The organism is Streptomyces sp. NPDC037290 (assembly GCF_055603245.1).
Map to the genome: position 1 here is coordinate 17817 of NZ_JBVJVZ010000033.1, position 11845 is coordinate 29661.

Consider the following 11845-nt stretch of genomic DNA (forward strand, 5'->3'; position numbering starts at 1 on the left):
AGGCCTGCCACCTACCGATCCAGGGCGGGACCGTCGGCCTCGCCGCGCACCGCCGCACCATTCACACCCACGCCGGTGATCCCCGGTGGCCCATCACGATCCGGCTCAACCACTGACCAGGAGGCCCCTGTGACCACCCAGACCAAGGCCGACACCTTCACCGCGCTCCGCGACTGCTTCGCCGCCGACCTCGCCGCTCTCATCGGAGAGCAGCCTCCGCGTTCGACCAGGCCGATGGCGTTTGCGTTCGTCGAGCTGGTCGAAGAAGTCCGCGATGTCCTGGGCGCGTCCAGCCTCGGTAACTGGCAGGACGCCAGCGAGGACCTCGACTCCGCCGTCACCTACCTCACCGACGCGCTGACCAGCCCGGCCGGTAATCAGCCCTCGCTTCTGGCCTGGGCGCGCACCCACCTGCGCGACGCCATCGCGACGGCCGGCTGAACCGCGAGTTGAGCGCACTCTGTGCCGCCCCGGCCCCGCACCTCGAGGCTGGGGCGGCGCCGTGGCCCCTCACCCCGGACGGCCAGGAAGGAGATAGACGTCATGCGCCTGCGGATCTACCAGGTCGACGTCCCGATACACGACACCAACCACCCCGACCAGCATGGCGTGCACGTCTTCACCGGCCTCGCCGACTCCCCCCGGCGGCGGCCCTGCGCCGTGCGCATGAGGTGTACGACGCCGCGCTCGCCGCGCACAAGACCGGACTGGAGATCCCCGGCAAGCAGTCCGACAGCTGGGCAGCGAGCGGGCTGCGGCCCGGCTGGCAGATGGAGTGGCCCGCCGCGAGCGCCGGCTTGGGGCTCAACCCCGTCAGCTGGACCAGCCACAGCGACTTCGCGCTGTAGCTCCGCCCCGGGACAGGCGCTCAAAGCGTCCAAACCAGTTCGCCTGCCCCGGGCCTACTCACCCCGTACGAGACGAGAGAGGCAGATCCCCAGTATGGACTCCGTCCTGCGCGTGCAGGCCCGAATCGGGCAGCGCGCACTCTTACTGACCACCGCAGTCCTGCCGTTGACCGGCTGGGCGGTCCACGCGGTCGCGCTGCACAAGCAGCTCGCCGCCACCCGCCGCGACCCGCTGACCGGACTCCTGCGCCGCGACGCCTACACCGCCCGCGCCCGCCGGATCCTGGCCCGCCGCAGTGGCAACACGGCGGTGGTCTTGGTCGACCAGGACCACTTCAAGGCCGTGAACGACGACTTCGGGCACTCGGCCGGGGACGCCGTTCTGGCCGCGACCGCCGCGCGGCCCACGGCGTGGGCGGGCCCGCGCGCATCCGTCGGCCGCCTCGGAGGCGATGAGTTTGCCGTCGTCCTGGCGCTGCCCGCCGCGCGCCTGGAGCAGTGCCTCGCACAGCTGGTCCGTATGCTACACACCCCCGTTGTCCTTGAGGACGGCCGCACCGTCGATGTGGCCGCCTCGGTCGGCGCCGCGACCCCGCGCGCGGTCGGCACCCGCGACCTGGCGGTGTTGCAGCGGGCCGCCGACGCGGCCCTGTACGACGGCAAGCACTCGGGCCGCGCGGTCGTCGCCTCGCCCGCGCACCCCACGGTGCCGTCCGTCAACGGCCGCCGCGCCGGGCGCCCGGGAACGGCCGTATGGGGGCGGGCAGCATGAGCACCGCGCCCTCCCGCAGGGCGACTGGATGCGCGGCCTCAGCGTCCAACAGCCGCACGCCACCTGCATCCTGACCGGTGCGAAGGGCGTCGAGAACCGCCCCAAGCCCTGGAGCTGGTGCGGCTGGATGCTCCTGCACGCGGGCCAGCGGATCGACCGGCCCGCCCTGCGCGTCCGCTGATTGCCCGCACGATCCGAGGCCGGGAGCTGACCACCGGAGCTGTGATCGGTATCGCGCGCCTGGTCGACTGCCACCAGGACCCCGAGGGCTCCGAGCCCTGCACGCCGTGGGCGCAGGCCAGCACCTGGCACCTGGTCTTCGAGGCCATCCAGGAATGGCCGCTGCCCGTTCCTGCCGCCGGGCAGCTCGGCACTTGGAAGCCGACCGAGGACCTGCTGGACTGCGTGTTCCAGCAGCTGCCCGTCTTCCGGCCGTGACCCGCCCCGGGACGCACGAAGGAGAAGCCGCCGTTCGAGCCGGGCCTGATCCCAGCTCCCGGCGAGCCTCTCGTCTGGCGCGACGGCCAGGACTTCGACCGCTGGCAGGGCCACGGTGTCGTCTGTGCCCTGTCGCCGTTCCGGGGCGGTGTTGACGCGCGGCCGCCCGCGATCGCGGGAGGACCTCCCGGAGGGTCGCGGTCGGCTCCCCTGTCCGCGGTGAGGCGGACGGCCCCAGCGCTGCCGGGGCTTGCGGTAGCGGCGCCAGTCCACCCACCAGGCGAGGCGCCTGGTGGAAGACGGTCTGCAGCGCGATCACGGCCAGCAGAAGGACCGTGCACCCGACGAGGGCCCACCACGGCGCCCTGGCGGCGAGGGCGCCGAACAGGAGACCGCCGATGCCCCAGGCTTGTCCAGCGCGGCAAAGACGTCGTACGCCAGGGTGAGAACGGAGTCGGTCCCGGGTGTGGGGTGAACGGTGAGCCTTCCGCTCCCGGGGCGTGTACTGCCAGGGCGGCACGGGTGTGGACCAGGTCGTCGCCGGGATCGAGGACGACCGTGACCGGGGGGTTGTCGCAGCTCAGCATGGTCAGACCGGCTGCCGGGCGGAGAGTTTGCTGTAGGTCCGGCGCAGCAGTTCCTCATCCACCCGTTGGCGGCCCCGTTGGCGGCCAGCCTCCTTCAGGCCGGTCACCGGTTGGTGGGTGATCTTCGCCCAGGCCCGGAAGTTTCCGTGCACGGCTTCCTGGTCGCAGACCGCGATCATGTCGGGACCGTCACCAGTCGCCGCTGCGATTGCATGCAAAACAACTGTCTACTATATAAAATTACAAAACGTCCATTTAGTGCGTTTAGTGCGAGAGCTATGGGAGTGCTGAAGATGCGTAGAGTGATGTGCATTGCGGCAACGGTCCTGGCGTTAGCGGGAGGGGGAGCAGGGAGCGCGCAGGCGGTGATTCCGCGGAGCCCGGCGGTCACGGCGTCACCGGATCAGGCCGCGGTCCCGAAGGCGGTCACACGCCTGATACCCAATCTGCTCATCTTTCCGGGTTGGTCGATGTGTAAAAATGGGGCGTGGACATCGGTTAACGGGCGAGCGACCCTGACGATGCAGTGGGATGGCAACCTCGTCCTCTACAAGGACGGCCACGCCGTGTGGCAGGCAGGCACTACGGGCCGCGGTAACTGCGCCATCTTCCAGGCAGACGGCAACTTCGTAGTCTATGACATTTCCTGGAAGCCGGTCTGGGCGTCCAACACCTACAACCGAGGCGCCGCCTACCTCATCGTCGGGGAAGACGGCAATGTCGGCATCTACGCATACATGCAACCTATCTGGGAAACCCACACCGGCGGCTGACCACGCGTAGAACCCTCTATCGGGTGTGAGTAGTTGAGGTAAAGGAAGTAGCGCCGAGATTGATCATGGTCGTGCGCTGGGGATTTTGCCCGGCCTCTACCGAATAGCGGAGTCACCGGCCGGAGGGTCCGTCCACGGTGCGGGGTGCGGGGCAGGCCCCTTCGTCTGGGCCTGCCCCGCCTGCCAGGTTTAGCGTGCACACGCTGTTATGTCTCTGTCCGGCACGAGGGGGTTCCCCACAGCCGGACCGTCCCGTCCGTACCGCCGGCGGTGGCGAGGAGGGTGCCGTCGGGGGAGAACGCCACCGACAAGACCCCGCCCTGGTGGCCGGTGAGGGGATCGCCGACAAGCCGACCGGTGGCCGGGTTCCACAACCGGACCGTCCCACCCAGGCCAGCGGCGGCAAGCAGTGTCCCGTCGGGGGAGAACACGGACGCGTTGACCGGGGCGGCAGGAGGGGGCGGCCCATGGCCCGTGCAGGTGCATTCGTGGCCCGCGCACGCCGCACACACCTACTGGGACTACGTCAACCACCTGCAGAAGCCGCAGGCCTGGCTGTTCAAGGTGGCCGGCCAGCGACTGCAGCGTGCCCAGGCCTCCCGACAGCGGCATGGCCTGAGTACCGACCCTGGCGACCTGCCGCAGAGCGAGGGGCCAGACGACCTAGGGTTGCAGGAGAGGGAGCTGGTCCTCCTTGAGGCAGTGCGCAGACTGCCCGACCGACAACGCACGGCGATCGCGTTGCGCTGGCAACTGGACTTACCCAACGATGAGATCGCGGCCGTCATGGGAGTGTCCGTGAACACCGTGAAGACTTGCCTCCGTCTCGGCCGCGACACCCTGGGAACTGTTCTTGCAGACGTCAGCGGAGGTGAACGATGAGCATCGAGCGCCACCTGCACGGTACGGCCATTGCCGTCTCTGAACTGTGGACGGACGAGAACGACACCCGCGCCCGGCTGGCCGCCCCGCATGAGCGAGCCAGTCGCGAGACGTCGGACCAGGAACAGCCACAAGCCCCTTCCAGGGCACGCCGCAACACCTCGGCCCGGCCCAGCCTCGGGAGCTACGCTCCCGGGCGCGGCGGAGAGAGGCCGCTGAATGAGGTCACCTTCCTGACGGTGGCTGAAGTCGCCGACGTCATGCGCGTCACCAAGATGACGGTCTACAAGCTGGTCCACAGCGGGCACCTACCGGCCATCCGCGTCGGCCGCTCCTTCCGTGTGCCTGAACAAGCCGTCTACGAATTTCTGCGTGAAAGCTGGGAGGCCGCCCACGTCGACGGTCTGTGACCACGCTTGGGCCGCCCGGACTGCTGGCGACATCGGCGTCGCGGTGCTGTCGTCTACGAGCCCCCGACAGGCCCGGACGGCCCATCACTCCGCCAGATGTCCGTCTGCCGTAGCTATGTGAGCACCAGGCCGACTACGCGCCCCTGCCTGCCGGCCGGCGCCGCATCGCCATCGGATGTGCAGGCGGTAGGCGCAGGGCGTCCGGACTCACCGAATTCGCCCCGGGACAGGCGTCAAGGGCGTCCAAACCAGCCGCCTGCCCCGGGCCACCCATCCTGCACGAAACGAGGTGCCTTCGCGACAGGCACCGCCACAGTCTTGACTGCCCCGGCCCGGCGACGGCCGCCAGCACCGTGGGGCGCCGAGTCGGTTGCGGGCGTCTGGGAGTTGGGGCTGTCGGTTCACCCCGCGTGGAACCTTTCACTCCGTGCTGTGAGAAGATCACATCCCGGCAGCACCCTGTTCATCGTACGTGGCCGGAAGTATCAAGAGACTTCCCTCATGACAGGTCACAGGGCACTTGCTTGTTCCTGGCTTCCATCCGGCCCTGGTCACAGACTGATGCGAGCTGGGGAGAGCCGAGCTGTCTCTTCTCGTTTTTGTTTGAAGGAGTTATCGTGTCGCACCGCTCTTTACGCCTCGGTCTGGCGGCCCTTACGGTCATCGGTCTCACAGCTGCCGTTGCGCCCGCCGCGTCCGCCGCTGAGGTCTCCGCAGCGGATAGCTGCAACAAGGTCGAGTTCTGCCTCTTCAGCGGGCCGCACCAGACCGGTCAGGTCCTCTACCGGGTCAACATCAAGGTCACCAAGACCGGCTTTACTTTCCCCGAGGTCGACTCGCTCGACCCGGTGATCACGCCGCTTTCGGCGCACAACCCGATCCCCGACTCTTTCGGCTGCATCGTGCGCCTCAACGACAAGCCGCACTTCGCCGGTTCCGAGCAGGAGATCGACGGCTTCGGTGACAAGGAGCTGACCGGCGCGCCCGTCGGCTCGATCACACGCGACTGCGGCTGACCGACACCCTTGAACCGCCCCGCCACAAGCTTCCCCAGCCCGTGACGATGCGGGCGCGTCTCGAAGCCTGTGCGCGGCCGTGTCCCCTCCGTGCCCGATAGACCGGGAACTCAGGGGGAATCGCGGTTATCAACAGGGTATCGCGCGGCGAAGGCCTTTGACCTACGTTGCTGGTCAGAGGCCTTCAACCTGCGCGGTGGGTGTGGGATTTTTCAGCGGCTGGCCCTTCACTTCTTCGGTTTCAGATCCAGACGTTGTCGATCTCGATGCTCTGAATGGAGTTGGCATCGGATGTGAGAGTCAGCTGTTTTCCCCGCAGATGAGCATCGGGCATCCGCTTGTATTGCCGTGCGATGCGATAGTTGGGATGTGCGTCGGTGACCCAGCTTCGGGCGCTGGCGCCTGCCGTGCTGAAGCGGGACAGGTCGTACGTGATCCTTTGTGAGCTGTTGCCGCCCACGATGACCAGTACCAGGCGGTGCTTGTCTGGGGCGTAGGCGGCGACGGTGGCTAGGTCCTCGCTGTCAAGAATCCACATGCCGGGCCTGATGTGCCGGGTGTACTGGGCGTAGACGAAGTACTTATTCGTCACGTAGACATCGGTGCCGGGGTAGGGGGCGGTGAATCCCAGGGTGCCGCTCTTGCGGTCGGGGTCTTGGCTAAAGGCGCCTTTGAGTAGGCCCCAGCTGAGATCGCGGCCGGTGGCGGGGTCAGTTGGTCCACCGTTGATGGGCTGCCAGTAGCTCCATGCGGTCGGGTGAAGGTACCTCAAGTCCTTGGTAATGGTGTAGGCGAGCTCCAGGCCATGCTCGTATGGCTCACCGTATTCGGTCTGCCACAGTGGCGTGCCAGCAGCGTGCACGTTGCAGTACAGGGCGGACCGGGCACTCCCAGTGTCGTTGTATTCGTAGCCATGAGTGTTGACCTGTTCAACCAGTTCCTGGACGCCGAGGGGGGCCAAGTTGGTCCAGGTGATGTTGGATTGTGTGTAGCTGGTCTCGTCTGAAGCGGCGATTGCGACGTTAGCAAGGCCACGGGCATCGAGTTCCTGGCGTAGGTAGCGGATCACCTCTGCCTGCACTGGCCATGACATATGACACCCCTCCCCACCGTTGTTTTCCTTCCACCACGGCGATGAAGGCTCATTGAATGGTTCGACACTGTTGAAGTTCACACCCCAGTGGTCCTTGGCATACTTGGCGACGATGGCGATATAGCGTGCATGCTGCCGGTAGTTCCAGGGTTGCAGATTGTCGCCGCCGTCTGCCGCTCCGCTTGGGCTCTGGTTCATGCACATCCACCAGATCGGCGAATCGCACCACAGTTGGAGGAGGTTCGCACCGCGGGCGCGGGCCTTCAAGAGCATCTGGCGCTGTTCTGTGTCGGCTCCCCAGTTCCAGCTGCCAGTGTTCGAGGGGTCGTCGCTGAGCCAATTGAGCCAGTACCCCTCGAGCTTGTAGACCGCTGGTTCGTTCGGGGACGGCGGTTCGCTGCCTCCGCCTGGCCAGACGGGCCGGAAGGTGTGGGATCCGAGCAGGTACCGCGCCACGTTTAAGCCAAGCCCAGGAAGGCTCCTGCCTTGGAACGACACCGTGCCGGTGGTGAAGAAAATGTCCGCGAGTGTTGAGTTCAACCCAAACACATTCGCCCAATGCGCCAGCGAGGTGCCCCATCCCTGCCAGCTGCCGTAGCTGCTGGAGGGATCGATCCTGGCTGTATGTGTTGCCCAAGCAGACGACGCGGGTAACAACGTCGCTGCGGTCACAGCGCCGCCCCACCCTAAGAAATCACGTCTCGTCGTCATGGCTACCTCCAAGCATCAGCAAGTTCTGTAGTGGTCAGCTGGTCGTCCTGCACATAAGTACGCGCTTCGGCCTTCCAGATACAGGCGGCCTAGCAGCACCCGGCATGCGCCCCGAGGAGGCGAGGGCTCCAAGGTCAGAGCTATTTCTCCTTCCCTGCGGAATCAGCCTGCGTCAGAGGGTTTGCCCCTTCACGCATCCTTTTCGCCACGTGAACAAGAAATCAGGATTAGCATGGGCGCCTCCGATCCTCATAAAAGGCCGTTCCGTTCCAGCATGAGAACATTATGGGGCAACAGTCGATGGTGGGCCGGGCGGATGCCCTTGGGTTCTCTCGGCGCTATCACGTTGCCGGGCGTCGCGGCCTCGCAAGTAGTATTCGGCGGCCTCGCGAACCCGGATGAGGGCGGTTGCCCCTGATTACTTCTCAAGAGAAAATCTTCGCATCCACGGGAAGGAGGGCCACGCCCTTCGCGACCGGCATGCCAGCTGGGCGCAGTCCGTTCGTCACCTGGTCGACGAGGTGTTCCCGGAGTTGCCGGAGGGCACCAGTGACCGGCCCGCAGACGTGTCGGAGCCCCTGCTTGCCGTGGCCGACGCGGCCGGCGGGGCGGGGTGAGGTCGGCACGCTGTTTTCCAGGCGTGGCGGAAGTCCTTGAGGCACCCGGTGGTGATGGATGGAACCTAAGAAGCCGTATTTCAACCGATTCCGGGGTATGCCCAGATGGCCCGCAAATCGCTAACGTGCTGGTCACCAGCGGTTTAAATCGCTAACGGGGTCGCTAGCGTTAGCGACCCTTGTCGCTAACGCTAGAAGCTGCTCGGGGCCCTGGGCCGGGCCGTCTGTGGGCCGTCCGAGGGTGACCAACGACGCGAGATGACGACAGGTGACAACAGCCCCGTCCGCTGTTCAGAGGCGGCACATGGTGCACTGGCGCAGGTGCTCATCCGTAAAGGTGAGTTGAGGAGCCTGTGAGACAGGCCGCCTGCGGTACAGCACAGAAGTACAGCAACTTTGGGGACCCGAGAACAGCCGCTGACCTCCCGAACCGCTTCAATGCCTGGCTACTGGACTGCGCACCAGTACGAGACTGCGGCGTCTGTGCGTCCAACTGGAAGCGACTGTGTACGGCCAGGCAGGCTGGGAAGGCACGAGACCAGCACGTCACGCCGATGGGATCCGCAACCACGCAGGGGGGCACTGCTGATGGACATGCAGACGTATCGGGATGGTGGGGAAATGGCCAGGGACGCGGCAGAGGCACTCCGCAGAGCCCTTGTGGCACTTGGAGTGCCGGAACGAGTCTCGGCCAGTGTTCAGCCGATGGTGACCAAGAGGGGCGGGGCCTACGTACATGTGGGGGTGATCCCGGCTGCTGCCGTCGCGCGTATGGCAGCAGCCATACTGTCGACAGGGAAGGATGAACCTTCACCGTGACTCGCTCTGTAATGCGTTATGTCAGGCATCGCATGTGCAGCCACCCCGACATACCGCCATTACATAACGCGAAATGCCGAGGATGCGGGTGGACGGCATCGCGGGGCGATGCAAGGGCCGTTGATGTCGCATGCATGAAGCACACTGGGCTCAGCGGCCATACTCAATTTGAGCGGACGGCCAGCTGGACTGCCTTCGTCGTGCGTGAACAATAAGGCGTCCAACAACGGGGGAATTTCCGCCAGCATTCACGACACCGAGAAGCCTATTCACAGGGTTCACCATCCTTTGTTGTAGAAGGTGAGGGCGGTGACGGTCTTGGCGACGAGGGTGAAGCGGGCGAGGGGTCTGCGGTAGTGCGGCGCCGCTGCCGTTACCGACGCGGCAATGCATGCCCGGCCTGGCCCGGCACCTCAGGCTCGAAGCCATCGTGCATGGGCTGCCGGTACACCTCGCAGAGCTTTCAGTAGATCCCCCACACCGGGGAGCTGTCCGGGCTCTGTGCAGGGGTCAGTCCGGCCTCGGTCAGCCGAATCGATCTCCCCGCGTACGGCCAGCTCCCGTGTCAGCACGCCGTCCTCGGGGATGTCCAAAGCCGTAAGGATCTCCTGAGAACCCGTCTTTGAACTCCCCCGATGAAGGCGGTGAGGCGACTCTGGGGGCGACTATGTCTGCTCACGCGGAGTTCGGGCAGCCAGAGCGGACCTTCGACAGCCTCTATCCAGGCGGGAGAACATCGCGCCGGCATGGACCACGAGCGTCGCTGGCAGGGCAAGCAGATGGGGTCACGGCACCGCACCTACGGCAGCCAAGAGGCAGACGACGGGCAGTGCGAGGAGAGTAGGACCGTTCGTTCGCACATCACGGCCACAGGAGGCGGCAACCATGCGATCGATCAGCTTAGTCAGGAACAGACGACTTTGGTGCCCGAGTGCGGCACAGGTATTTCTGGCAGTCGTCAGCTTATGTATGGGGCTTCTCACGACATTACCGACCACACCCGTGGCGGCAGCGCCAATGACGACTTACTACATCAGCGCGAGCGCCGGAAGCGACGCAAATCCAGGGACGTCCCCTGACTTACCGTGGCGGACGCTGACCCGTGCTTCCACGGTGACCTACCAGGCAGGGGATCAGATCCTGCTGAAGTCCGGCGACACGTGGACCGGCCAGACTCTGTCTCCTACAGGTTCGGGCACGGCCGCGAGCCCGATTGTCATCTCCTCCTACGGTGGTACGGCAAGGCCCCATATCCAACCTGGCCTGATCCCCGGAAGTGACCCGCCGAAATACGTCACATACGCCATCCATCTGGTGGACAACGGCGGCTACAAGATCAGCAACCTGGAAATCAGCGACACCTACGGCGGTGTCGTCTCCTACTCGAAGGGGACCTACCACCACGACTACCTGTCGATCGACAACATGTTCTTCCACGACATCACGGGTAAGGACACCGGGTTCCTCTTGAACCTCGCCTGCGCCCCTCGTGTGCATTGCTACGCCACCCCGGATCTCCGCTTCGGCACAGCTGTCGCGATCGGCGGGTACGGCAACGGCCACGACCCCATCCTGTCGGACATCTCGATCTCCAACAGCATGTTCACCCGCGCGGACGCCGGCATCGACATGACACCCAGCGGCAACACCAACTACGGCATGTGGAAGAACCTCACCATCCACGACAACCACCTTACCCAGCTCTACCGCAGCTGCGGGGTATGCCTGTACTACGTCGACGGCGGACTCACGGACCACATCACCGTCGACCAGGACGGCTATCAGGTGGGCATGCCGTGGGGAGCCGCTGCCTATCAGGTCGTCGGCGTCACCAACTACGTGGTTCAGAACAGTGAGTTCGCGCGGACCGGTCGGCCCAACAACACCGGAGACGGTGAAGGCTTCGACTTCGAGAGCGACAACCACAACGTCGCCCTGCGCAACAGCTACCTTCACGACAACGAAGGGGCCGCGATCCTCTTCATGGGGAACAACGTGGACTGGCCCGGACACAATTCCGGCCTGATCGTGGAGAACAATCGACTGGACCACAACAAGACGGCGCCGCCCAGGGCGGGCTCCTCTGACCCTGACGTCGTCTTCGCCAACACGGGTGGCACCTGGGGTCCCGGCAACGAGAACATCAACGACGGAATCGTCCGCGACAACAGCATCACCTTGACTGATGACGCGCAGTCATATGACCCCAGTCCACAAGGCCCGCCGCCCCGCAACGGGACCATGGCCTTCGACGGCTCGAACGTGGTCTTCAACACCCACGGTGTCGTCGTCTTCCCACCAGGTATCTGGGCGGGCACGGCTGTCACCGCGTTCCAGGCCAACAGCGGCACCCTGTGGGAGATCGGCAGTGGCGGAACCGCAGACACACACCTGGGCATGGCCACCGGCACCAGCCCCAGCGCCGCGCACCTCACTGGTGGCGGCTATCAAATCGCCTTCCAAGCCAACACAGGCGAACTCTGGGTGACCGGGGCTCTTGGTACCTTCGACACCCACCTGGGCATGATGCGCGGCACCAGCCCCAGCATCACGGCTCTCTCTGACGGCGGCTATCAAGTGGCGTTCCAGGCCAACACCGGCAACCTGTGGGTGACCGGCAGCCGCGGAACCGCAGACCTCCACCTAGGCATGGCCACCGGTACCAGCCCCAGCATCACGGGCCTCCCCGGCGGCGGCTACCAAGCCGCCTTCCAGGCCAACACCGGCACCCTCTGGGTGACCGGCAGTAACGGATGGGCGGACCTCCACCTGGGCATGGCGCCAGGCACCAGCCCCAGCATCACGGCTCTCTCTGACGGCGGCTATCAAGTGGCGTTCCAGGCCAACACCGGCAACCTGTGGGTGACCGGCAGCCGCGG

General features: G+C 65.6%; 12 protein-coding genes and 2 pseudogenes. 11 read left to right on the forward strand and 3 right to left on the reverse strand.

The window, feature by feature from the left end; genetic code table 11:
- Positions 1-129: 129 nt before the first annotated feature.
- The 4 genes and pseudogenes from ACZ7HQ_RS41095 to ACZ7HQ_RS41110 all read left to right on the forward strand — a co-directional run bounded on the left by ACZ7HQ_RS41095 (position 130) and on the right by ACZ7HQ_RS41110 (position 2058).
- Positions 130-441 carry a hypothetical protein gene (locus ACZ7HQ_RS41095; RefSeq protein ID WP_471001539.1) on the forward strand — a complete coding sequence of 104 codons (312 nt, stop codon included), beginning with the start codon at positions 130-132 and terminating at the stop codon, positions 439-441.
- A 230-nt stretch (positions 442-671) separates the two neighbouring features.
- The gene (locus ACZ7HQ_RS41100; protein ID WP_471001542.1) at positions 672-848 is read left to right on the forward strand and encodes a hypothetical protein; all 177 of its coding nucleotides are present in this window, start codon (positions 672-674) and stop codon (positions 846-848) included.
- A gap of 94 nt (positions 849-942) precedes the next feature.
- On the forward strand, positions 943-1620 hold the full coding sequence (locus ACZ7HQ_RS41105; RefSeq protein WP_471001545.1) for a GGDEF domain-containing protein: 678 nt from the start codon (positions 943-945) through the stop codon (positions 1618-1620).
- A gap of 28 nt (positions 1621-1648) precedes the next feature.
- Positions 1649-2058, forward strand: a pseudogene (locus tag ACZ7HQ_RS41110) (ASCH domain-containing protein).
- 589 nt (positions 2059-2647) lie between these two features.
- Here ACZ7HQ_RS41110 and ACZ7HQ_RS41115 read toward each other — a convergent pair.
- Positions 2648-2824, reverse strand: a complete 177-nt coding sequence (locus ACZ7HQ_RS41115; RefSeq protein WP_471001548.1) for a hypothetical protein — start codon at positions 2822-2824, stop codon at positions 2648-2650.
- A gap of 99 nt (positions 2825-2923) precedes the next feature.
- Between ACZ7HQ_RS41115 and ACZ7HQ_RS41120 the strand changes: the two genes are divergently transcribed.
- Positions 2924-3418 carry a hypothetical protein gene (locus ACZ7HQ_RS41120; protein ID WP_471001550.1) on the forward strand — a complete coding sequence of 165 codons (495 nt, stop codon included), beginning with the start codon at positions 2924-2926 and terminating at the stop codon, positions 3416-3418.
- A gap of 206 nt (positions 3419-3624) precedes the next feature.
- Here ACZ7HQ_RS41120 and ACZ7HQ_RS41125 read toward each other — a convergent pair whose 3' ends face one another.
- Positions 3625-3930, reverse strand: a complete 306-nt coding sequence (locus ACZ7HQ_RS41125; RefSeq protein ID WP_471001553.1) for a WD40 repeat domain-containing protein — start codon at positions 3928-3930, stop codon at positions 3625-3627.
- Here ACZ7HQ_RS41125 and ACZ7HQ_RS41130 point away from each other — a divergent pair.
- From ACZ7HQ_RS41130 to ACZ7HQ_RS41140, 3 genes are all read left to right on the forward strand, one after another.
- Positions 3893-4300 (forward strand): RNA polymerase sigma factor, encoded by a 408-nt coding sequence (locus tag ACZ7HQ_RS41130; RefSeq protein WP_471001556.1) that lies wholly within the window; start codon positions 3893-3895, stop codon positions 4298-4300. The genes ACZ7HQ_RS41125 and ACZ7HQ_RS41130 overlap by 38 nt on opposite strands.
- Positions 4301-4515: 215 nt before the next feature.
- Positions 4516-4710, forward strand: coding sequence for a helix-turn-helix domain-containing protein (locus ACZ7HQ_RS41135; RefSeq protein WP_471001601.1), 195 nt, complete (start codon positions 4516-4518; stop codon positions 4708-4710).
- 617 nt (positions 4711-5327) lie between these two features.
- Positions 5328-5726: a hypothetical protein gene (locus ACZ7HQ_RS41140; RefSeq protein WP_471001559.1), complete on the forward strand. Its 399-nt coding sequence runs from the start codon at positions 5328-5330 to the stop codon at positions 5724-5726.
- 241 nt (positions 5727-5967) lie between these two features.
- Here the strand turns inward: ACZ7HQ_RS41140 and ACZ7HQ_RS41145 are convergent, their stop codons facing one another.
- Positions 5968-7530, reverse strand: coding sequence for a glycoside hydrolase (locus ACZ7HQ_RS41145; protein WP_471001562.1), 1563 nt, complete (start codon positions 7528-7530; stop codon positions 5968-5970).
- A 395-nt stretch (positions 7531-7925) separates the two neighbouring features.
- Between ACZ7HQ_RS41145 and ACZ7HQ_RS41150 the strand changes: the two are divergent.
- The 3 genes and pseudogenes from ACZ7HQ_RS41150 to ACZ7HQ_RS41160 all read left to right on the forward strand — a co-directional run.
- Positions 7926-8138: pseudogene (locus ACZ7HQ_RS41150) on the forward strand (DUF3631 domain-containing protein); the annotation flags it as partial.
- A gap of 839 nt (positions 8139-8977) precedes the next feature.
- A complete protein-coding gene (locus tag ACZ7HQ_RS41155) occupies positions 8978-9181 on the forward strand; it encodes a DUF7848 domain-containing protein (protein ID WP_471001604.1) in 204 nt (67 codons plus the stop codon).
- Between the two features lie 898 nt (positions 9182-10079).
- Positions 10080-11845: hypothetical protein (locus tag ACZ7HQ_RS41160; RefSeq protein WP_471001565.1), on the forward strand; the 1766-nt coding region annotated here is incomplete at its 3' end.

Excerpts from the sequence above, each read along its gene's own strand:
- ACZ7HQ_RS41105 (WP_471001545.1), top strand. The coding sequence starts at position 943 with ATGGACTCCGTCCTGCGCGTGCAGGCCCGAATCGGGCAGCGCGCACTC.
- ACZ7HQ_RS41115 (WP_471001548.1), bottom strand. The coding sequence starts at position 2,824 with ATGATCGCGGTCTGCGACCAGGAAGCCGTGCACGGAAACTTCCGGGCC.
- ACZ7HQ_RS41120 (WP_471001550.1), top strand. The coding sequence starts at position 2,924 with ATGGGAGTGCTGAAGATGCGTAGAGTGATGTGCATTGCGGCAACGGTC.
- ACZ7HQ_RS41145 (WP_471001562.1), bottom strand. The coding sequence starts at position 7,530 with ATGACGACGAGACGTGATTTCTTAGGGTGGGGCGGCGCTGTGACCGCA.
- ACZ7HQ_RS41155 (WP_471001604.1), top strand. The coding sequence starts at position 8,978 with ATGCGTTATGTCAGGCATCGCATGTGCAGCCACCCCGACATACCGCCA.